The sequence below is a fragment of the Flavobacterium sp. ACN6 genome (genome assembly GCF_002304005.1).
Classification (GTDB): Bacteria; Bacteroidota; Bacteroidia; order Flavobacteriales; family Flavobacteriaceae; genus Flavobacterium.
Map to the genome: position 1 here is coordinate 29,813 of NZ_MRCQ01000016.1, position 22,773 is coordinate 52,585.

A 22,773-nucleotide genomic window follows, 5' to 3' on the forward strand; every position below is an offset into this window, starting at 1 on the left:
TGAATATTTGATAATACAACTATTTTTTTAAAATTTTAGAAAGTGTTTTAGGATTTTGTCTATTATCCCAAAATGCAATTATAATTAATTCTTCACTGGTTATTTTATAAAAAATATTGTAATGTCCTAATATTGATCTTCTAATATCTGGAAAACTGGTTTTAATGTAGATTTCAGGATTACTTGCCAGAAATTGAACCCTTTCTGCTATTTCAATAATTAGTTTCTTCGAATATGTTGCAGATTTATTTCTTTTGTTCCAGTAACTTAATATTTTTCGTCTTTGTAAAACTGCAGTTGTAGTCCAAATTATTTTGACAGCCATTCTAAATCTTCTTTGTCTAAATCTTCTTGTGAAATAACTCTTCCATATTTTATATCTTCTTCACTTTCTTTAAGCATATCTATTTCGTATTCCTCAAATTGATAAACATCAGAAGCATCTGTATTTTTTAGAAGGTTTCTAATTTTTTCTAATAAAGTAACATCTTCAATATTCTTGAGCTTATCAAATATCTCTAATTTTATTTCTAAAGTGCCCATAATAATATATTTTAAAAATCAAAGTTATGCAAATTATACGAAAAAACCCGACAGGTTTTTAAAACCTGTCGGGTTTGAATATTATAATCAATTTTGGAATTTGGAATTTCCAAAAATTGGAATTTTTAAAAAATTTACTCCACCAATTCCACAAATTTAAACTCACCTTCAACAGCGACTTTAGTCAAACCATGTTTAGATAAGTTTTTCATAGAGGCATCCCATTTTTTACCGCTTAAATTCGCAGTAATTTTTAATTGCTGCAGATCCATTTTATTTTCATTTCCTTTCAATAAATCTACGATAAATTTTTCTTCATCAGAAAGTTCAATCTGAGCTTGTTTTTTCTCCGGACGCATTTGCGGGAACAATAAAACTTCCTGAATCGATGCATTGTTTGTTAAATACATAATCAAACGATCCATTCCAATTCCCATTCCAGAAGTTGGAGGCATACCATATTCAAGGGCTCTTAAGAAATCCTCATCGATAATTCCGTTTGCTTCATCATCACCTTTTGCAGCCAAACGCATTTGATCTTCAAAACGCTCACGCTGATCAATTGGGTCGTTTAATTCAGAATATGCATTTGCAATTTCTTTACCACAAACCATCAATTCAAAACGCTCTGTAAGATCTGGATTGTCTCTATGCTCTTTACATAAAGGAGACATTTCTTTTGGATAATCTGTAATGAAAGTTGGCTGAATATAATTTCCTTCGCATTTTGCTCCAAAAATTTCATCGATTAATTTTCCTTTACCCATTGTATTATCAACGTCAATTCCCATGCCTCTTGCAGCTTCGAATAATTCTTCTTCGCTTTTTCCAGAAATATCAAAACCAGTAAAATGTTTGATAGAATCTGTCATTGTAACACGTGCATAAGGCGCTTTAAAGTTGATTGTGTGCTCGCCAAAAGTAACCTCGCTGGTTCCATTTACGGCAACTGCGCAATGCTCCAGCAAACCTTCAGCAAATTCCATCATCCAGTTGTAGTCTTTATAAGCTACATATATTTCCATTGCAGTAAATTCAGGATTATGCGTTCTGTCCATTCCTTCATTACGGAAGTTTCTAGAAAACTCATAAACACCTTCAAATCCACCAACAATTAGTCTTTTTAAATATAATTCATTCGCAATACGCATGTAAAGCGGCATATCAAGCGAATTATGGTGCGTGATAAAAGGACGCGCAGCAGCTCCACCAGGAATTGACTGCAAAACTGGAGTATCAACCTCAAGATATCCAGCGTCGTTAAAGTAACCACGCATTGCTGTAAATAACTTTGTACGTTTGATAAAAGTTTCTTTAACCTGCGGATTAACCGTTAAGTCTACGTAACGCATTCTGTAACGTAATTCAGCATCGTTAAACGCATCATGAACGTTTCCTTCTTCGTCTACTTTTGGTAAAGGAAGCGGACGTAACGTTTTACTCAAAAAAGTAAATCCGTCAACACGAATACATTGCGCACCCACTTTTGTAGTAAACAATTCTCCTTCAATACCAATAAAATCACCTAAATCAGTTAATTTTTTAAATACGGTATTGTATAAAGTTTTATCATCACCTTCACACAAAACATCGCGGTTCACGTACAATTGAATACGTCCTTCGCTATCCTGCAATTCAGCAAAACAAGCTTTTCCCTGATCTCTCACGCTCATCAAACGACCCGCAACGATAACCTTCTTACCTTCTTCAAACGACTCCTTTATTTGCTTAGAAGTATGATTTACAGGAAAAAGATTAGCTGGATAAGGATTGATTCCCAGACTGCGTAAGTTTTGAAGTTTTTCTCTTCTGATGATTTCTTGTTCTGATAATGCCATTTTGTGCTCTTTTTTTAAGTGTGCAAAGATAAAGAAAAGAATGTAGAATTTAGAATGCAGTTTTTAGATTTTTTAAAGCAGCAATTTATTGGGTTTCAATCACCTCCTGTCCCGCTATCCGCTTGTATCTTTTCCTTGCTAAAGAAGCAAGAAAAAGGATACCGCTTCTATCGGGGCTACGTAGAAGTTTTAGTTTTCAAAATACCTTTAAGTACGTATATATTGTTTTTGTAAGAAAAGCAGAAATATGTAAGAAATAGAGTGAGAAAACGCAGTATCTTAGCAGCTCATAATCTCAGAACCTTCTCAAAAAAATGAAATACAAACTAATCTCACTCCTTTTAGTTCTATTTACAAGCTGTCAAATTACCGAAACCATAACCATCAATCCAGACGGAAGCGGCGATATAGAACTAGTACAGCTTCGAGACGAAAACAGTTATATGCAAGTGGCCGGAGAATCGTATTCTCGCGAAAATATATTTCAGGATACCACTTTTATTTTTAAAGAATATATCAATAAATACAACGAGAATTTTGTAAAATATAAAACAGACGAACAACAGCTATTTCAAAAATATGCCAATGTAAAAGTGCATTTGAAAAAAAGTTCATTCGAAAAAGAATTTAAAAATGTCTTGTCCCTTCATTTTAATAAAGTTTCAGAAATTCCAGATTTGTATAAAACCGAAGATTATGCCTCAGATATACAGCATAATTATGCTCTAACGGCAGAAAACCATTATTATAGAATAGAATATGATTTTGATGGAAAAGTTTTTAAGCGCAAAATTTCCATCATAAATACAGCTGAATTAGAAAAAGCCAAACAAGAAGCAGCAAAGTTTACAGAGCGCTATGGTTCTTCAAAAATGATACAGACCTATATTTTAAAATATCACTTTCCGAACAATATAAAATCAGTTTCCAACCCTAAAGCGGTTATTAGTTCCGATAAAAAATTTTTCACCTTAGAATTTCTACTTTCAGATTTTTACGGCAATCCTGAAATAACAAATTTGGAAGTTGTTTTAGAATAGATTTAGGATTGAGTAATCTACAGAAAAAAACGATAGTTTACGTCCATATAGTTAACTGATTCAACAATTCAACAATTCAACAATTCAACGATTCAACAATTCAGCAATTCAACGATTCAACGATTCAACATTCCACGATTCAACAATTCAACGATTCAGCAATTCAACGATTCAGCAATTCAACGATTCAACAGTTCAACGATTCAACAATTCAACGATTAAACGGTTCAACAATTAAACGATTCAACAATTAAAAAGTCTTCGTATCTTTGATAAAAATTAGCAACACCATGAAATTATACAAATTACTAAGTTTTTCTTTTTTAATAGCGACATTAACAAGCTGTACTTTTACTGAAAATATTTATATCAATGATAACGGGACAGGAAAATTTGCTGTCGATATGGATGCTTCTGCCTTAATGGAAATGGCTGGTGATCAAATTGCTGGTCAAATGGGAGAAGACGCCAAAAAAGATATCGACTCTACTTTTACTTTCAAACAATTGTTTGAACAGAAAAAAGACAGTATTGCTAAATTATCTCCTGAAACTCAAAAAGAGCTTAAAAAACTCGAGAACTTTGTAGTTACAACCAAAATGAGTGCAACGCAAAAACAGTTTTTAATGACATTAGGAACCGATTTTAAAAATGTAAACGAACTGCAGGATATTTTGCAGACGATGAGTACATTTCAAAAATTAGAAGGAGGAGCCAGTGCGGGTCCGCTTGGAAGTGGTTTTGGAGATAATAACAGTACATTAAGTTATACATACGACGGAAAGAAATTTACAAGAAAAGCAGTAATCGATCAGCAAAAACTAGCTGCAAAAGCAAAAGATTCTGCTCCCGATATGACAAAAATGATGTTTGCATCTTCAAACTATATTGTAAAATATCACTTTCCAAAAAAGATTAAGAAAGTCTCTAATCCAACTGCATTATTCAGCGACGATCGAAAATCAATTACAATTCAATACCCTTTTACGGATTATATGGAGAATCCCGACAAACTTAACTTTGACGTTGAGTTTGAAAAATAATTAAAATGAATAAAAAAATCCAACTTCAGGATCTGGGAAATAAAGATTACAAATCCACTTGGGAATATCAAGAAGAAATTTTTAAAGACATAGTCGATTTAAAAATCAAAAACAGGAGAGAAGAACTTGATCTGCCAACACCGAATTATTTATTATTTGTTGAGCATCCGCATGTTTACACTTTAGGCAAAAGCGGCGATTTAGAAAACTTATTATTAAACGAAAAACAACTCGAAGCCAAAGGAGCAACTTTTTATAAAATCAATCGAGGCGGCGATATTACGTATCACGGACCAGGACAAATTGTTGGTTATCCGATTCTTGATTTAGAAAATTTCTTTACAGATATTCATAAATACCTCCGATTTCTCGAAGAATCAATTATTATGACTTTAGCAGAATATGGTTTAGAATCGGGCAGGAGCGAGGGAGAAACGGGAGTCTGGCTGGGTGCAGGAACTCCGTTTGCGCGTAAAATATGTGCTATGGGCGTTCGCGCTTCGAGATGGGTAACCATGCATGGATTTGCTTTAAATGTAAACGTAGATTTAGGCTATTTTGATAATATTATTCCTTGCGGTATACGCGGAAAAGGAGTTACCTCTTTAAACGTAGAACTTGGAGTAGAAAAAGTTGACGAAGACGAAGTAAAAGCAAAAATTCTAAAACATTTAAAGAATTTATTTGAAGCTGAAATAGTTTAATTCATACAAGCAAAAAAAGACTTATCCATTTAGATAAGTCTTTTTTTTTATTCGAAGAAATTCAATTCTAATTGTTCAGGAAGAAGTCTAAAACTCATTCGGTGGTATTTTGTTGTTCCGAATTTTTTTATCGCTTCTCTATGTTCTTTAGTCGGATATCCTTTATTTTGTTTCCAATTGTACATCGGAAATTCTTCGTGAATCTGGTCCATATATTCGTCACGATATGTTTTAGCCAAAACAGAAGCTGCAGCAATACTCAAAAATTTCCCATCGCCTTTTATAATACTTTGATTCGGAATCGATTTTAACAGCGCAATTTCATCAGTAGAAAACTGTCTTCCAAAAGTATTTTTAAGTCCTAGCTTGGCATTCAAAGCACGGTTTCCATCTACAATAATAAATTCAGGAACATGCTTTAATTTTAAAATGCATTCCTGCATTCCTTTCATTGAGGCATTCAGAATATTTATCTCGTCAATTTCATCTGGAAGTAAATGCGTTACAGCAAAACAAACTGCTTCTTTTTCTATAATTGGTCTTAAAAGAGCTCTTGTTTTTTCAGATAATTGTTTGCTATCGTTCAGTAGTATATTCTCAAAATCTGCGGGAAGAATTATAGCGGCTGCAGTAACGGGTCCGGCGAGGCATCCTCTTCCGGCTTCATCAGTTCCAGTTTCCAAAACAAATCCTGAGAAATTTTTTTCGAGCATTCTTTCTTTTTTAAAACGCAAATATTATCATTTTTTGAAAATTGACCTAAAATGAAGTCTTAAAAAAACATCAAAAAGTTATTTATGTGTTTTTCCAGTATTTATGAAATAGGTAATCAAATATTATTTTAACTAACGATTAGATTTTTTGAGTTTTGACGATTTGATTGAGTTTAAAACTACTTTAATTGTGTTTGGAGTATTTTTTTTAATGAAATCAACAGAATAAAGACAAAAACGAAATAAAAGGAAATGGAAGTATTATTTTTAATAGGTTAAATACTACAAAAAAGTAATATTATTACTTGTTAAAATAATCTTGTTACAATTAAAAAAGTTAAATTAATGTTAAAAAAAGTATGTTGTAAAAAAATATATTTTAGTGAATTTGTTGAATATAATTAGGTGTAACGGCTAAATCGTTGAATTATTTATAGAAATTGTTAATTAAACATTAAAAAATCATTAGAAGCTATTAAGAAATGGTTTGTGATTTTAAGAAATAATTAAGATGTTTGTTTCCTACTAATTCAAAATAAATAAAAATGAAATTAAAATCACAATGGATCTTTTCGTTATTAATGGCGTTGTCTATTCAGTTTTCTTATGCTCAAGAGAGGACTGTCAAAGGTATTGTTTCAAGCGATGCTGGAGTTATCCCAGGAGTTAACGTTGTTGTTAAAGGAACAAAGGTTAGTACACAAACAGATTTTGACGGAAGTTTTTCTATTAAAGCTAAATCTGGAGATGTACTTCTTTTTTCTTATGTTGGTATGGATGATATTTCTGCTGTAGTAGGATCATCTCCAACGATTAATATTAAAATGAAAGATACAGGTAAAGCTTTGGAGGAAGTTGTTATTGTAGCTTATGGTAAAGCAAAGAAAAGTTCTTATACAGGTTCAGCTGTCTCTATTAAAGGAGAAGACTTTGAAAATAGAGCTGTAACAAACGTTCTATCTACGATTGAAGGTGCTTCTTCAGGTGTTCAAATCCAAAGTGCATCTGGACAACCAGGTGCCGCTCCTGCGATAAGAATACGAGGATTTAGTTCTATTAATGGTTCAAATACACCGCTTTATGTTGTAGATGGTGTTCCTTTTTCAGGAGATATCAGTAATTTAAATTCTGCTGATATTGAGAGTTTAACAGTTTTAAAAGATGCTTCTTCAACATCATTATATGGATCTAAAGCAGCAAATGGTGTTGTTATCATTACTACCAAAAGTGGCAAATCTACTAAAGATAAATTCACTTTGAATGTTAGTCAAGGTGTGAGCTCAAGACTTATTAAAGAATACGCGAGAGTAGATGCTTTTGATTATTATCCTTTAGAGTGGGAAGCAATTAGAAACAGCCGTGCAATGGGTACACCGGCGCAAATTGATGCTGCAAATGCATTTGCTTCTACAAGAGTTCCTGTGGTTTTGGTTACAAATCCATTCAATGTGCCAAATGATCAGATTGTTGGTATAGATGGAAAAATAAATCCTAATGCGAGTTTACTTTATCCTCAAGATTTAGATTGGGCAGCGCCTTTAGAAAGAGCGGGTGTTCGTCAGAATGTAGATTTTTCTTACCAAGGAAAATCAGAGAAATCTAATTATTTTGCTTCCCTTGGTTATGTAAATGAAGAAGGATATGTAAGAAAATCTGATTACGAAAGAATTTCTGCGCGTTTAAATCTTAATACATCATTAAAAGAATGGTTTAAAACAGGAGTTAACTTGTCTGGTGTAACGACAGATTCAAATTTAGCTGTAAATGGAGTTGATAATACAAGTTCTTTCAATAATCCATTTAGAACGATTAGATATATGGGACCAATATATCCAGTTTATGACCATACATCAACAGGAGATTATGTTTATGATTCTTTAGGGAATAAAGTGTACTCAACAGTTAGAGGTAGTGGAGCTTCTAATGGTAGAAATATCGTTTATGAAACTTTAAATAATACGGATAACACAAAAGGTACAGCGCTTTCTGCTCGCGCTTATGGAGAGATTAAGTTTTTAAAAGATTTTAAGTTTACATTTAATGCTGCTTTGGATAAATCGTATAACAATAGAACGTATACTTATAATACTGAAATTGGAGACGGAGCACCTACAGGATTAATTTCAAAAGAAGACAGAATTATTACAGGTGTTACTTATAACCAGTTGTTGAATTATGATAAGAAAATTGGTGATCATACCATTTCATTTTTAGCTGGTCACGAAAGTTTTGATTTTGAAAGAAATTGGCTTACCGGTACAAAAACAGGACAGGTTTCTCCAGATAATCCAGAGTTTATTAACTACGCAACTACTACTGATTTAACTTCTTATACTAGAAATTATGGAACTGAATCATATTTTTCAAGAATAGGATATGATTATAAAGATAAATATATCGTTTCAGGTTCATTTAGAAGAGATGGTTCTTCAAAATTTTCAAAAGATAATCGTTGGGGTAACTTCTGGTCTTTTGGAGGTGCTTGGGTTCTTTCAAGAGAGAGTTTCTTAGAAAATGTTAGTTGGTTAAATGAATTAAAGTTAAGAGCTTCTATAGGTGAAGTTGGTAATGATTCTCATACTAGTAATGACGATTTAAGTTTTTATGTTAGTCAGCCTACATTTAGTTTAGGTTATGATAATGGCAGTGAAGGTGGAGTGGTAACAAATGCTGCAGGTGCTGCAGATTTACAATGGGAAAAGAACACTCAAAAAGATATTGCTGTTGAATTTGCATTGTTTAATAATAGACTTAGAGGTAGTGTTGAGTATTATAATAGAAACACGGACGGTTTGATTTTTACAGTTCCAAATGCATTGTCTTCAGGTTTAGATAATAGAATTGAGAATATCGGATCTATGGTAAACAAAGGTTTTGAAATTTCATTGGACGGAGTTGTTGTGAAAACAAATGATTTCTCTTGGGGATTGAATGTAAATGCTTCAACAATTAAAAATGAGATTACAAGTCTGCCGCAAAATGAAATTATTAGTGGAACTAAAAAATTAATGGTTGGACATTCTATGTATGAATATTGGTTAAGAGATTGGTACGGTGTAGATCCAGCTGATGGATATGCTTTGTATGTTTCAGATCCAGCTTTAATTGTGGCTGGTGATGCGACACAGAGAGTTGTTAATGGAGTTAATGTAACAACAGATCAAAATAAAGCATTATATCATTATGCAGATTCTGCAATTCCAGATTTATATGGAAGTTTTGGAACTAACGTAGAATACAAAGGCTTAAGATTAGACGTTTTATTTGCTTACCAAATTGGAGGTATGATGTATGATTCTAACTATTCTGCACTTATGCATACAGGGAACAATTATGGATCTGCTTTAAGTGTTGATGCTCTTAATAGATGGCAGCAGCCAGGAGATATTACTGATGTTCCAAGAATGGATATTAATAGAAATACACAATCCACTGCCGCTTCTGACAGATGGTTAATTGGTTCAGATTACTTATCTCTAAGACAAGTTAATTTATCATATAAAATGCCTTCACAGTTAATTTCAAAATTAAAAGTAGATAATGCTACTTTGTATGTAAATGGTGAAAATTTAATGTTATTTACTAAACGTCAAGGCTTAGATCCAAGTCAAACTTTTAACGGAACAACTCAAAATAGATATACTCCTTCTAGAGTTATTACTTTAGGTTTGAACTTAAACTTTTAAAAAATACATATTATGAAATCAAATTATATAAAACAGATATTTTTAGCATTATCATTATTAGTGCTAACCTCTTGTTCGGAAGATTTTTTAGAAAAAACACCGACAGAGTTTATCGATTACGACGGCGCTACTAAAACTACAGATAACTTAATGACTCTTTTAAATGGTATTCATAGATCTTTATACGTAAGATATGAATCTAACCAAAATGAGAATGGATTAGGAAGTTTGATGCAGCAGGTTGATATTGCCGGAGATGATGTGGTTTTCCCAGTAACAAACGGATGGTTTTTGCAGGTTTACAACTGGAATGGGGTAGCAAACGAGAATTCTCAGGATATTAGATTTCCTTACAGAACCTATTACAGAATAATTAGAAATGCAAATACAATTATTAATGCCGTTGATGCTGCTGTAGGTTCAGATGCAGACAAGAAAATTGTAAAAGGTCAAGCATTGCTTTATAGAGCTTTCAGCCATTATCAACTGGTACAGTTATTTGGAAAAAGATATGTAAACGGAGTTGAAAATTCTCAACTAGGGGTGCCGATTGTTTTAACAGTTGGTAATGAAAATTTTCCTCGCTCGACAGTTGAAGAAGTATATGCGCAGGTTAACAAAGATCTAGATGAAGCAAATATTTTATTAGTTGGCTATACAAAACCTAATAACTCACATTTAAATTTAAAAGTTGCTCAAGGTTTAAAAGCTAGAGTTGCTTTGACTCAAGGTAACTGGGCCATTGCAGCAGACTACGCTTCTAAAGCTAAAACAGGTATAAGTTTAATGGCTGCTTCTGAATACGTAAAAGGATTTAATGACTTTAACAACGTAGAGTGGATGTGGGGAAGCCATATTAATGAAGTTCAAACAGATTACTTTGGAAACTTTGGGGCTTACATGTCTAGAAATTATAATTCAACAGTTATTCGTTCTTGTCCAAAAGCGATCAACAGTAAACTTTACAATTTAATTCCAACTACCGATATTCGTTCAACTTTGTTTGATATAACTGGTAGACACACAGCATTAAATTTACCAACTACATATGCTAAATTTCCGTTCACAAGTCAGAAATTTTTATCTATAAGTACTGGTGACAGTAGATGTGATATTCCTTATATGCGTGTTGCTGAAATGTATTTAATTGAAGCAGAAGCAAAAGCTAAGTTAGGACAAGCTGATGCAAGTACGGTATTATTCACGTTAGTAAGCAACAGAAACCCTTCATATGTTTTATCTACAAGTACAGGCCAGGCTTTGGTTGATGAAATTTGGCTTCAAAGAAGAATTGAATTATGGGGCGAAGGTTTTAGATTTTATGATTTAAAGAGAACAAATTCTGCTCTTGACAGATCTGGGGCAAATCATGACACAGCAATTACTGGTGGCGTAATCAATGTTCCAGCAACAGATAAAAGATGGCAGTGGTTGATTCCTAGAGCTGAAATCAATGCAAATCCATTAATTGAGCAAAATGACCTATAATATGTTGTCATTTAATTTATGTAGGATTCTAATCTTTAATATATAAGACTCCTGTTTAAATTTTTATTACAATAAATAATAAATATTTTGATTTTTTTTGAAAGCCCCGTATACTTTTGTATACGGGGCTTTCGTTTTAAAAAGGTCGAAACTATTATGCTTCCATATTATATATTATGTTTTTCGTTTATACGTTTTTATCTTACCTTTGCTCAGCAAATTTTGTCAAAATAAATTTATATAAAGCCATCAAATGAGAATATTCATTTTCCTATATCTATTAGTTGTACCTACAATATTGTTTTCTCAGGAAAAAAAGCCAGCTTCTAAAAATAATTTAGATATGAATACGGAATATTCAAGTATTACTGATACCGTAAAAAAGAAAAAAGCCAAGATCGCTACAATAGATCAATATAAAATTATTACACTGGAGCACGATACCATTTATCAAGATACATCACTAACACTTAAAAGTGCTTACCGACAAAATCACCTTAGAAAAGACCTTTTTGGATATCAGGAATTTTCAAATATTGGCCAGCCTCTAAATACGTTACAATATAGTTTAACGAGTTTTTCTCCATATCCAGAAATTGGTTTTAGCGGAAAACATTTTAATTATATGCAGGCAGATCAAATTCGTTATTATTCTGCTGCGACACCTTTTACAGAATTGTTTTTTAATACAACAATTAACAAAGGACAAAATGTAGATTCTTTTATCACATTAAACATTTCTAAAAATCTGAATTTTTCAATTGCCTATAGAGGTTTAAGATCTGAGGGAGATTATATTAATCAATTGGTCAGTGCTGGAAATTTTAGATTTACAACGAGTTATGCCACGACCAGCAGACGTTATGCTATAAATGCACACTATACTTTTCAAGACGTTTTGAATGAAGAAAATGGAGGGATAACCAATGATGCCAATTTTGAAAGCGATAATCAAGATTATAAAAACCGTCAAAGATTACAGGTTTATTTGACTGATGCTGAATCTTTATTAAAAGGCCGAAGATTATTTTTTGATCATGCTTTTAGAGTAAACCCAACAGAAGGTAATAATAATTTGTATGTAACGCATCAATTTAATTATGAAAATAAAGGGTATGAATACAAACAGCCAACAGTACTTTCTACGGTAACGGATAATGATAATAACAGCGTTCGTGTGGCACGTTTTGGCGATTCTTATGTAGCAAGCGCAATTAACGATCAAACAAAATATGAACGCCTTTATAATAAAGCAGGACTTGCTTATGAAAATTCTCTTTTAGGGAAGTTTAACTTTTTTATAGATGATTATAGATCAAATTATAAATATGAAAGATTAATTATTGATAGTGATGGAAACGCTGTCCCTGATAACTTGTTTTTACAATTCAATAATGTCGGCGGGCAATATGAATACCAAAAAAACAAATGGAATGGTAGATTTTTATATTCTAGATCGATTACCAATCAGTCTCTTTCAGATTTAGATGCTAAACTGAGATACGATTTAAACGATGAAATTAAATTTGATTTTAGATATCGCAACATCAATAAACTGCCAAATAACAATTATAATTTGTACCAAAGCAGCTGGATAGAATACAACTGGTCAAATGATTTTAAAAATGAAAAAATTAATTCTCTAAGCGCTGAAATCCAAACTCCTTGGCTGACAGGACAAGTTCAATACACAGTACTAAAAGACCACTTATATTTTACAGATGATGCAACAGATGAGCAGAAAGCAGGAAATATTCAGATTGTAAAACCATTTCAATATGGAAACGTTATTAATTACTTGGAAATAAAAGCAAGCAGAGAATTTAAATTTGGACCTTTTGCATTAGATAATACACTTTTATACCAAAAAGTAGATCAGTCAGATTTAATTTTAAATGTTCCTGATTTTGTAACCAGAAACACATTTTACTATTCAGGTTACTTTTTTAAGAAGGCATTATATCTTCAGACTGGTCTTGTATTTAATTATCTTACAAAGTATTATGGAGACGATTACAATCCTGTTATTGCTGAATTTTTTGTGCAGCAGGATAAAAAAATTGGAGGTTTTGCAACATTCGATTTTTTTGTGAATGCTAGAATTCGCCAGACAAGATTTTATTTAAAAGCAGAACATTTCAATGCTGCTTTTTCACAAAGTAATTACTATGCAACGCCAAATAATCCATATCGTGATTTTGTGCTGCGTTTTGGTTTAGTTTGGAATTTCTTCCAATAAAAAAAACTTACTTTCATTTAGAACCACATATTAAACTTAAATAAAATGGACTTTTCAAAAAATATTTTAGAAACAATTGGTAACACACCATTAGTAAAGCTTAACAAAATTGTTGCTGAAATTGATGCGTTAGTATTGGCAAAAGTCGAAACCTTTAATCCTGGTAATTCTGTAAAAGACAGAATGGCGGTGAAAATGATTGAAGATGCTGAGGCTGACGGCCGATTGAAACCAGGAGGAACTATTATTGAAGGAACTTCGGGAAATACTGGAATGGGACTTGCTCTTGTGGCAATTATTAAAGGATACAAATTGATCTGTGTTATCTCTGATAAACAGTCAAAAGAAAAAATGGATATTCTTCGTGCTGTTGGGGCAAAAGTTGTCGTTTGTCCGACAGATGTTGAACCTACAGATCCTCGTTCTTATTATTCAGTTTCAAAGCGTTTGGCAGAAGAAACACCGAATTCTTGGTACGTAAATCAATATGATAATTTATCAAATTCATTAGCTCATTATGAGCAGACAGGACCAGAAATCTGGAAACAAACCGATGGGAAAATTACTCATTTTGTTGTTGGAGTAGGAACGGGAGGAACAATTTCTGGAGTTGGAAAATATCTAAAAGAAAAGAATCCAAACATTAAAATTTGGGGAATTGATACGTACGGTTCTGTTTTTAAAAAATACCATGAAACAGGAATTTTTGACGAAAATGAGATCTATTCTTATATAACAGAAGGAATTGGAGAAGATATTTTACCAAAAAATGTTGACTTTTCTTTAATCGATGGTTTTACAAAAGTAACCGATAAAGATGCAGCGGTTTATACAAGAAAAATTGCGATGGAAGAAGCGATCTTTGTTGGAAACTCAGCTGGAGCTTGTATAAAAGGTTTATTGCAGTTAAAAGACCAATTTAAGCCAGATGACGTAGTAGTTGTTCTGTTTCACGATTCAGGAAGCCGTTACGTTGGTAAAATGTTCAACGACGATTGGATGCGTGAGCGCGGATTCTTGGAAGAAAACGTAACAAAAGCAGAAGACGTTATTAAAGATCATATTGACAAGGAATTAATTGTTGTTCGTACCGAAGAATTGGTTTCGCATGCAATTGAACGTATGCGTAAATATAAAATTTCGCAGATTCCAGTTGTAGATATCAATGGTTTTGTAGGTTCTGTTGATGAAACAGACTTATTTAGAAGCTACGTTGCAGATAAAAATGTTGCAGAAAAACCAATTAAAGATGTAATGGGCAAGCCTTTTCCAATTGTACAATTAGGAACTCCAATTGAAGAAGTTTCAAAACTTTTTACAAAAGAAAATGATGCGGTTCTGATAGATTTAGGAAACGGACATCATCACATTATAACGAAATATGATATCATTGGCTCAATAAAATAAGCCTTTACAATAAAACTTATCCATAAATCTAATTGCTTTTACAATTGGATTTGTGGATTTGTCATTTAAAAATAAAAAATGAATTTTACAGCTATTGATTTTGAAACTGCTACGGGACATCATCCTTGTTCAGTTGGTATTGTTACGGTTCAGAACGGGATAATTGTCGACGAATTCGTAACATTAATAAAACCGCCTAATAACGAATATAATCCATTTACAATTCGTGTTCACGGCATTTATCCAAAAGACACAGTCAACTCAAAATCTTTTTATCAAGTTTATCCTGAAATTGAAAAGAGACTTAAAAATCGCGTTGTAGTGGCACATAATGAAAGTTTTGACCGCAATGTTTTAATGAAATCAATGCTGCTTCACGGCTTAAATTATGAAGACTTGAATATTGCAACAAAGTGGGAATGCACAGTTAAAATATATAAAGCAAAAGGTTTTAAGCCAACAAAACTGAGCGACTGCTGTCGTGAAATGAATATTAAACTCAATCACCACGAAGCTTTATCTGATGCCAGAGCATGCGCTAAATTGTATATGCTTCGATAAATAAAAATATTATTTTGTAAGAATAATATTAAAATTTTATTATTTTTAGATTTTATAATTATCTTTTAAAATCTAAAAATGAGAGAAGACTTCCTTCATTATCTCTGGAAATTCAAGAAGTTTGATACTTTGAATTTAAAAACTGCTCAAGGTGAATTAATTACCATAATTAAAACAGGAGATTACTTAGAACTTTCTGGGCCTGATTTCTTCAATGCACATATTAAAATTGGAAATCAAAAATGGGCGGGTAACGTAGAAATTCATTTAAAATCATCTGATTGGTATTTGCACAATCATGAAAAAGATCCCACGTATAAAAATGTAATTCTTCATGTCGTTTGGGAGAATGATACTCCAATTTTTAGAGAAAATAATACCGAAATTCCTGTTTTGGTTCTTAAAGAGTATGTTGCAAAAGAAGTGGTTTCTAATTATCATGAATTAATCTCTCCAAAAACATGGATTTCATGCGAGAAACAAATAAAAGAAATCGACAGTTTTGTTTTTAAAAGCTGGCAGGAAAGACTATTTTTTGAGCGTTTAGAGCGTAAATCGAAATTTATATACGAATTATTAGAAGAAACAAATCAAGATTGGGAAGCGGTCTTATTTTGCCTTCTGGCTAAGAATTTTGGCTTAAACACAAACGGAAATTCTTTCTTGCAAATTTCAAAAGCAATTCCATTTTCAATAATAAGAAAAGAAAGTTTCGAAATAGAGAATTTAGAAGCATTATTTTTTGGAACAGCTGGTTTGTTGGATTCAGAAAAAGAAGATGTTTATTTTAAAGATCTAAAATTTAGATATTTTTACTTACTTCATAAATATCAGTTTGAGAAAATCATAATAGAGCCAATTCAATTTTTTAAGCTTCGCCCCGATAATTTCCCCACAATCAGGCTTTCGCAATTAGCGGGAGTATACCACAAAAATCAGAATTTGTTTTCTAAAATTATTGAATTAAAATCTTTGAAGAGTGTTTATGAACTGCTAAATATTTCAGCTGCTCCATACTGGCAAAACCATTACCAGTTTGATAAAGAAAGTCCGAAGAAATCTAAAATATTATCAAAATCCTTTCTAGATCTGATCGTTATAAATACTATAATTCCGCTTCAGTTTTCTTATTCTATGATGATGGGAGAATCAATTGCAGAAAATTTGATTGATTTTATGAACGAAGTCGCTCCCGAAAAAAATGCAATAATTGATAAATTTGATTTGTTTGAAATTAAGGCTGAAAATGCATTTGAAAGTCAAACCCTATTAGAACTCAAAAATGAATACTGCAATAAGAAAGCCTGTTTGCAATGCGCTCTCGGCTTAGAACTTCTTAAAAATAATTAGAATTTGAGAATTAGAAAATGAGGTAATAAGATAATTTGTACTTTTGTAATTCTAAGCGAATGCGAAGGAATCTAAAAATACTAAGGCTAAAATATAAAATCACCAATGTCAGCAATTTTAAAACTTAAATTCTTTTTTGAAAAATATGGTTTCCATGTTTCATCAAGATTGGCAGATAAACTAGGAATGCGCGTAACAAGTGTAAGATTGTTTTTTATCTACATATCGTTCGTTACCGCAGGTTTAGGATTTGGAGTTTACCTAACGCTGGCTTTTTGGATCAGATTAAAAGATCTAATTCGTTCAAAAAGAACATCAGTATTTGATTTATAAAAAAAAGCTCCAAATGAAAATTTGGAGCTTTTTTTAAAATATTTTATTCTTCGATTTCGTTATTGTTAAGTTTCGATCTTTTCTTACTGTATCCAAAATATACTAGGATACCAATAAGAAGCCATCCTAACGACAATAATTGAGCATCTAAACTTAAATTAATGATTAAGTAAGTATTAATTGAAATTCCTAATACTGCAATAACTGGCAAAGCAGGAACTTTAAATGTTCTGTTTAATCCAGGTTGTTTTACTCTTAAGATCCAAACAGCGATACAAACCATTGTAAAGGCAAATAAGGTACCAAAACTAGTCATATCTGCTAATTTATTGATTGGTGTAAAAGCAGCAACAGTGGCAATAATACCTCCTAGAATCATTAAATTGGTTTTTGGTGTTCCAGAAAGAGGATTAACTCTTGAGAATACAGCTGGAATTAAACCATCTTTAGACATTCCAAGGAAAATTCTAGATTGTCCCATGATCATTACCATTAATACAGAAACTAAACCAATAGTAGCCGCAACAGTAATAATAAAACCAGCCCAGCCTTGTCCAGCGATATCAAAAGCATAAGCAACTGGAGCTTTAATAGCTTCTGGATATTTTCCTAGCGGGTTGAAATCTTGGTAATTCATCATTCCAGTTAATACTAAAGAAACAAGAATATATAAAGTTGTACAGATTAATAAAGAGGCGATGATCGCAAACGGAACATCTTTTTTAGGATTGATAGCTTCTCCAGCTTGTGTAGAAACGGCATCAAAACCAACATACGCAAAGAAAATTGCAGCAGCTCCAGAAACAATTCCTCCAATTCCGTAAGCATTATGAGTAGTTTCTTTTTCAACAATTTGAGTAGCTTCAGGAATAAATGGATGCCAGTTAGCTGTATTGATGAAGAAAAGACCAGCTATAATTACAAAGATTACGGCGGAAACTTTAAGAATTACAATAGCATTATTCGCTTTAGCAGCACTTTTTGTTCCTTTAATAAGAAGTGAAATAACTAAGATAACGATCAAAAAAGCAGGCAGGTTCATAGAGAAACCTTCTCCAGTGTAACTTGCAGGATCGGTTGTAAGCCAGTCTGGAAGCTTAATGTGGAACATTTTAAGTAATTTATTAAAGTAGCCCGACCAGGAAACGGCGACCGTCATGGATCCCATTGCGTACTCTAGAATAAGTCCCCATCCAATTATCCATGCAAAAATTTCACCAATTGTACCGTAAGCATAAGCATAAGCAGATCCTTCAACAGGCAAAATTGAGGCAAATTCAGAATAGCAAAGAGCAGCGAAAACACACGCAATACCTGCGATGATAAACGATAAAGCTAATGCTGGACCTGCATGATAATAAGCTCCAGTACCGGTAAGTACAAAAATTCCTCCACCGATAATGGCACCAACTCCAATCGCAGTAAGACTCCATTTTCCAAGAACTCTCTTTAAATTACTTTTTTTTATATCGGCCTCAAAGGCAGATATTGGTTTAACTCTCCAAATTGACATACTCTTATATTGGTTTATTTGTTATTAAGCTCCAAATGTATTGTTTTTTGTAAAAAATAAAAACATTTATCATGTTTTAAGTTATAAATTGTTGATTTTTTTTACAAGACTCTCAAGGAAAATTCTGCAAGTATTGATATTCATTAAATTAATTGCTCTTTTGTATAAGATTTGATAATTTTTTTAAAAACTATTTTCTTACTAATTTTCTTGATAAATTTGAAAGGTTTTTCTGATTTTATTAGAAAACGAAATTTGAAACTCTTTTTCATTATGAATTTTAAACATTTGAGGCACTATTTGCATTTTACAAAATACCAAAGAACTGGTATATTAATTCTGTTTACAATTATGCTGATATTGCAGTTAATTTACCTCTTTGCAGATTTTAATATTTCGGAGAACCAAAGTTCGGCTAAGAACGAGTGGCTGGCACTCCAATCAGAAATTGATCAGGAAAAATCCAGTAAGAAAAATAACAAACCAGTAAATTATCTATTTAACCCTAATTTTATTTCTGATTACAAAGGATATAAACTTGGAATGTCTCTCGAAGAAATAGATCGTTTGATGGTGTTTCGCAAACAAAATAAATTTGTAAACTCGGCAAAAGAGTTTCAACAAGTTACTGGGGTTTCGGACTCGTTATTAAAGAAAATTTCTCCTTTGTTTAAATTTCCAGATTGGGTTCAGAATAAAACAAGCTTCAAAACAGAAAAAACAGAATATACTTCGAAGAGCTTCTCAAAGAAAGCGGTGAAGTTTGAAGTGCTAGATATAAATCAGGCAACCCAAGATGATTTGATAAAAATTTATGGAATTGGAGAAGGTTTGTCATCTAGAATATTAAAACAGAAAGAAATTTTAGGATGTTTTGTTTCAATGGATCAGATGAATGACATTTGGGGACTTTCGCCCGAAGTTATAAACGAATTGAATAGCCATTTTAAAGTTGTGATTCCTGCAACATTCAAGAAAATAAAGGTAAACGATTCCTCTTTAAAAGAATTATCTCAATTTTCATATTTCAAATATGCACTTGCAAAACAGATCGTGACGCATAGAAGTATGAATGGAAATTTTAATAATATTGAGGATTTGGCAAAAATTAAAGATTTTCCTGTTGAAAAAGCAAAAATAATTAGTTTATATTTGGAGTTCTAAAAGAAAACAACGGATGAATTTTGATTATAACGAAACGCAGCTCATGATAGCTCAGTCTATAAAAGACTTTGCAGAAAAAAATATAAGACCCAATATAATGGAATGGGATGAAGCACAAATTTTTCCAATACCACTATTCAAACAACTGGGTGAAATGGGCTTTATGGGAGTTTTGGTGCCCGAAGAATATGGAGGTTCAGGTTTAGGTTATCATGAATATATAACAGTAATTGAAGAAATTTCTAAAGTAGATCCCTCGATTGGGTTGTCTGTAGCTGCGCATAATTCGCTATGTACAAATCATATTTTAACTTTCGGAAATGAAGAGCAAAAGAAAAAATGGCTTCCCAAATTAGCTACGGCTGAATATATTGGTGCATGGGGATTAACGGAACATAACACAGGTTCTGATGCAGGAGGAATGAATACAACTGCTGTAAAAGATGGAGATGATTGGATTGTAAATGGTGCAAAAAACTTTATAACGCATGCAATTTCAGGTGATATTGCTGTTGTTATAGTGCGTACTGGAGAAAAAGGAGATTCAAAAGGAATGACTGCTTTTGTTTTTGAAAAAGGAGTGGCTGGTTTTTCATCAGGGAGGAAAGAGAATAAATTAGGAATGCGAGCAAGTGAAACTGCCGAATTGGTTTTTGACAATTGCCGTATTCCGGATGAAAATAGATTAGGCGAAGTGGGGCAGGGTTTTGTTCAGGCAATGAAAATTTTGGATGGAGGCAGGATTTCGATCGGAGCTTTATCATTAGGGATAGCAAAAGGAGCTTATGAAGCAGCTTTAAAATATTCGAAAGAAAGACATCAGTTTGGTCAGCCAATAAGCAGCTTTCAAGGAGTTTCGTTTAAATTAGCTGATATGGCTACAGAAATTGAAGCTTCGGAATTGTTGCTGCATAAAGCGGCGTTTTTAAAGCAGCAGCATAAACCAGTAACAACATCTGGCGCAATGGCAAAAATGTATGCTTCTGAAGCATGTGTGAAAATTGCCAATGATGCAGTTCAAATTCATGGCGGATACGGTTATACCAAAGACTTTCCAGTAGAAAAATTTTATAGAGATTCGAAATTATGTACTATAGGAGAAGGAACTACTGAAATTCAAAAGCTAGTCATTTCTAGGAACTTGTTGAAAGAATAAAGAATAAAGAATAAAGAATAAAGAATAAAGAATAAAGAATAAAGAATAAAGAATAAAGAATAAAGAATAAAGAATAAAGAATAAAGAATAAAGAATAAAGAAGCTTTAAAGTGCACTTTGTTAGATTATTATCATTTCTCTTTTTTCTATGGTCTATTATCTTTTTGAAATAATTCAGAATTTATAACTCATAATTCATAATTAATATCTACATTTGCAGCCTTAACGAGAGGAGGTGTCTATATTATGTTAATTATACCAATTAAAGACGGAGAAAATATCGATAGAGCATTAAAGCGCTATAAAAGAAAATTTGATAAAACAGGAACTGTTCGTCAATTAAGAGCACGTACTGCTTTTATTAAGCCGTCTGTTGTGAAAAGAGCTCAAATTCAAAAAGCAGCTTACATTCAAGGCTTGAAAGATAGTTTAGAAAGTTAATATCTAGCTTTTCAAAAATAATTACCGTTAGTGGTCAAAATGTTTTAATTTTGATGCTAACGGTTTTTTTGTGCTCAATTTTTAGATTTTAATTTTAATGAAAACAAGTAAAGAAGCTTTTAGTGATTATCTTTTGTTAGAGAAAAAATATTCTCCACATACGGTTGGAGCGTATTTGAATGATGTAACATCTTTTGAGTCTTTTCTTGTAGAAGCATTTGATCAGGAAAATGTGGATTTGGTTAATTATAGTCAGGTAAGAAGTTGGATTGTTTCGTTGGTTGATCAAAATATCTCAAATGTTACTGTTAATAGAAAAATGGCTTCTTTGAAAGCATTTTATAGATTTCTTTTAAAGTCAAAGCAAATCGAGGTTAATCCGATGCTGAAGCATAAATCATTAAAAACGCCAAAAGTAGTTCAGGTTCCTTTTTCTGAAAAAGAATTAAAAGATTTGCTGGGTCAAATTGATACTCCGGTGGGTTTTGAGGAAGTACGGGATAAGCTTATTGTTGAGATGTTTTATGTGACAGGAATGCGTCGTGCAGAATTAATTCATTTAATGGTTAAAAATGTAGATCGTTCTGCTGGTGTTATAAAGGTTTTAGGGAAAAGAAACAAAGAGCGCATTATTCCTATTTTGCCAATTATAATAAATCAAATTGACTCCTATATAAAGGAGCGGGATGCTTTAGAAGATATTGCCGATTTGGACTATTTTTTTATTTCGAAAAAAGGGTTAAAATTGAGTGAATCTTTTGTTTATCGTTTAATAAATTCATACTTTAGTAGGGTCTCAGAAAAGGTGAAGAAAAGTCCGCATGTGCTTCGTCATACTTTTGCAACTCACCTATTAAATAATGGGGCAGATTTGAATTCAGTTAAAGAATTATTAGGGCATTCTAGTTTGGCATCTACTCAGGTTTATACTCATAATAGTTTGGCGGAGCTTAAAAAGGTATATAAAGGTGCGCATCCAAGAAATAAGTGATAATTCTAAATGTTAAATCCTAAAATTTGTATTATGAAGGTAGATGTTCATGCAGTTAACTTTACTGTTGACAGAAAGTTGGTCGATTTTATTCAGGAAAGAATGGATAAGTTAGAGAAATACTACGATCGGGTAGTTTCTTCGGATGTTTTTTTAAAAGTTGAAAGAACGAGTGATAAAGAAAACAAGGTGGTGGAGATTAAGATTAATGTTCCTGGTGATGATTTTTTGGTGAAAAAACAGTGTAAGACATTTGAGGAGGCGGTTGAGCTTTCTGCAGAATCTTTAGAACGTTTGCTTGTGAAAAGGAAAGAAAAAATAAGAGCACATATTTAATTGAAATTTTTTTTAAAAAATGTTTTGATTAAAAGATAAAATAGCTACATTTGCAGTCCGTTAGAAATAGCGGACTTTTTTAATGCATTCGCCGATGTAGCTCAGCTGGCTAGAGCAGCTGATTTGTAATCAGCAGGTCGTGGGTTCGAGTCCCTCTATCGGCTCAAAAAAAGTTTCAAATGCGATTTGAAATGGGTTCTTTTAAAATATTGAAAATGAAATAGTTG

At 32.3% G+C, this 22,773-nt stretch carries 20 protein-coding genes and 1 tRNA gene; 16 read left to right on the plus strand and 5 right to left on the minus strand.

Going from position 1 to position 22,773, the window contains the following annotated elements; translation table 11 throughout:
- Positions 1–19: 19 nt before the first annotated feature.
- The 3 genes from BSF42_RS19635 to lysS form a co-directional block, all read right to left on the minus strand.
- On the minus strand, positions 20–325 hold the full coding sequence (locus BSF42_RS19635) for a type II toxin-antitoxin system RelE/ParE family toxin (RefSeq protein WP_095954805.1): 306 nt from the start codon (positions 323–325) through the stop codon (positions 20–22).
- Positions 310–543 carry a hypothetical protein gene (locus BSF42_RS19640; RefSeq protein WP_095954806.1) on the minus strand — a complete coding sequence of 78 codons (234 nt, stop codon included), beginning with the start codon at positions 541–543 and terminating at the stop codon, positions 310–312. The genes BSF42_RS19635 and BSF42_RS19640 overlap by 16 nt, the downstream gene beginning before the upstream one ends.
- Before the next feature lie 134 nt (positions 544–677).
- The gene (gene lysS, locus BSF42_RS19645; protein WP_095954807.1) at positions 678–2,381 is read right to left on the minus strand and encodes a lysine--tRNA ligase; all 1,704 of its coding nucleotides are present in this window, start codon (positions 2,379–2,381) and stop codon (positions 678–680) included.
- Positions 2,382–2,695: 314 nt separating this feature from the next.
- Between lysS and BSF42_RS19650 the strand changes: the two genes are divergently transcribed.
- The 3 genes from BSF42_RS19650 (at position 2,696) to lipB (ending at position 5,168) form a co-directional block, all read left to right on the plus strand.
- Positions 2,696–3,421 carry a hypothetical protein gene (locus BSF42_RS19650; protein ID WP_095954808.1) on the plus strand — a complete coding sequence of 242 codons (726 nt, stop codon included), beginning with the start codon at positions 2,696–2,698 and terminating at the stop codon, positions 3,419–3,421.
- Positions 3,422–3,711: 290 nt separating this feature from the next.
- Entirely contained in the window at positions 3,712–4,464 is a 753-nt protein-coding gene (locus BSF42_RS19655) for a hypothetical protein (protein ID WP_095954809.1), read from the plus strand.
- Between the two features lie 5 nt (positions 4,465–4,469).
- Complete coding sequence (gene lipB / locus BSF42_RS19660; protein WP_095954810.1) at positions 4,470–5,168, plus strand: lipoyl(octanoyl) transferase LipB; 699 nt, start codon at positions 4,470–4,472, stop codon at positions 5,166–5,168.
- Positions 5,169–5,215: 47 nt separating this feature from the next.
- Here the strand turns inward: lipB and BSF42_RS19665 are convergent, their stop codons facing one another.
- Entirely contained in the window at positions 5,216–5,881 is a 666-nt protein-coding gene (locus BSF42_RS19665; RefSeq protein WP_095954811.1) for a ribonuclease HII, read from the minus strand.
- A gap of 545 nt (positions 5,882–6,426) precedes the next feature.
- Between BSF42_RS19665 and BSF42_RS19670 the strand changes: the two genes are divergently transcribed.
- The 7 genes from BSF42_RS19670 to BSF42_RS19700 all read left to right on the plus strand — a co-directional run bounded on the left by BSF42_RS19670 (position 6,427) and on the right by BSF42_RS19700 (position 16,945).
- Positions 6,427–9,567, plus strand: coding sequence for a TonB-dependent receptor (locus BSF42_RS19670; RefSeq protein WP_095954812.1), 3,141 nt, complete (start codon positions 6,427–6,429; stop codon positions 9,565–9,567).
- A 12-nt stretch (positions 9,568–9,579) separates the two neighbouring features.
- The gene (locus BSF42_RS19675; protein WP_095954813.1) at positions 9,580–11,055 is read left to right on the plus strand and encodes a RagB/SusD family nutrient uptake outer membrane protein; all 1,476 of its coding nucleotides are present in this window, start codon (positions 9,580–9,582) and stop codon (positions 11,053–11,055) included.
- A 253-nt stretch (positions 11,056–11,308) separates the two neighbouring features.
- Entirely contained in the window at positions 11,309–13,294 is a 1,986-nt protein-coding gene (locus BSF42_RS19680) for a putative porin (RefSeq protein ID WP_095954814.1), read from the plus strand.
- 45 nt (positions 13,295–13,339) lie between these two features.
- Positions 13,340–14,701 carry a pyridoxal-phosphate dependent enzyme gene (locus BSF42_RS19685; RefSeq protein WP_095954815.1) on the plus strand — a complete coding sequence of 454 codons (1,362 nt, stop codon included), beginning with the start codon at positions 13,340–13,342 and terminating at the stop codon, positions 14,699–14,701.
- A 78-nt stretch (positions 14,702–14,779) separates the two neighbouring features.
- Positions 14,780–15,262 carry a 3'-5' exonuclease gene (locus BSF42_RS19690; protein ID WP_095954816.1) on the plus strand — a complete coding sequence of 161 codons (483 nt, stop codon included), beginning with the start codon at positions 14,780–14,782 and terminating at the stop codon, positions 15,260–15,262.
- 78 nt (positions 15,263–15,340) lie between these two features.
- On the plus strand, positions 15,341–16,612 hold the full coding sequence (locus BSF42_RS19695; protein WP_095954817.1) for a DUF2851 family protein: 1,272 nt from the start codon (positions 15,341–15,343) through the stop codon (positions 16,610–16,612).
- Positions 16,613–16,717: 105 nt separating this feature from the next.
- Positions 16,718–16,945, plus strand: coding sequence for a PspC family transcriptional regulator (locus tag BSF42_RS19700; RefSeq protein ID WP_008466940.1), 228 nt, complete (start codon positions 16,718–16,720; stop codon positions 16,943–16,945).
- 43 nt (positions 16,946–16,988) lie between these two features.
- Here the strand turns inward: BSF42_RS19700 and BSF42_RS19705 are convergent, their stop codons facing one another.
- Positions 16,989–18,458 (minus strand): APC family permease, encoded by a 1,470-nt coding sequence (locus BSF42_RS19705; protein ID WP_095954818.1) that lies wholly within the window; start codon positions 18,456–18,458, stop codon positions 16,989–16,991.
- 273 nt (positions 18,459–18,731) lie between these two features.
- Here BSF42_RS19705 and BSF42_RS19710 point away from each other — a divergent pair, with 273 nt between their 5' ends.
- From BSF42_RS19710 to BSF42_RS19735, 6 genes are all read left to right on the plus strand, one after another.
- On the plus strand, positions 18,732–19,622 hold the full coding sequence (locus tag BSF42_RS19710) for a helix-hairpin-helix domain-containing protein (protein ID WP_095954819.1): 891 nt from the start codon (positions 18,732–18,734) through the stop codon (positions 19,620–19,622).
- A gap of 13 nt (positions 19,623–19,635) precedes the next feature.
- Complete coding sequence (locus BSF42_RS19715; protein WP_095954820.1) at positions 19,636–20,778, plus strand: acyl-CoA dehydrogenase family protein; 1,143 nt, start codon at positions 19,636–19,638, stop codon at positions 20,776–20,778.
- A 246-nt stretch (positions 20,779–21,024) separates the two neighbouring features.
- Positions 21,025–21,219, plus strand: coding sequence for a 30S ribosomal protein S21 (gene rpsU, locus BSF42_RS19720; protein WP_095954821.1), 195 nt, complete (start codon positions 21,025–21,027; stop codon positions 21,217–21,219).
- Positions 21,220–21,316: 97 nt separating this feature from the next.
- On the plus strand, positions 21,317–22,210 hold the full coding sequence (locus BSF42_RS19725; RefSeq protein WP_095954822.1) for a tyrosine-type recombinase/integrase: 894 nt from the start codon (positions 21,317–21,319) through the stop codon (positions 22,208–22,210).
- A 33-nt stretch (positions 22,211–22,243) separates the two neighbouring features.
- Positions 22,244–22,546 carry a ribosome hibernation-promoting factor, HPF/YfiA family gene (gene hpf / locus BSF42_RS19730; RefSeq protein ID WP_057117059.1) on the plus strand — a complete coding sequence of 101 codons (303 nt, stop codon included), beginning with the start codon at positions 22,244–22,246 and terminating at the stop codon, positions 22,544–22,546.
- 90 nt (positions 22,547–22,636) lie between these two features.
- Positions 22,637–22,710, plus strand: a tRNA-Thr gene (locus tag BSF42_RS19735).
- Positions 22,711–22,773: the final 63 nt, after the last annotated feature.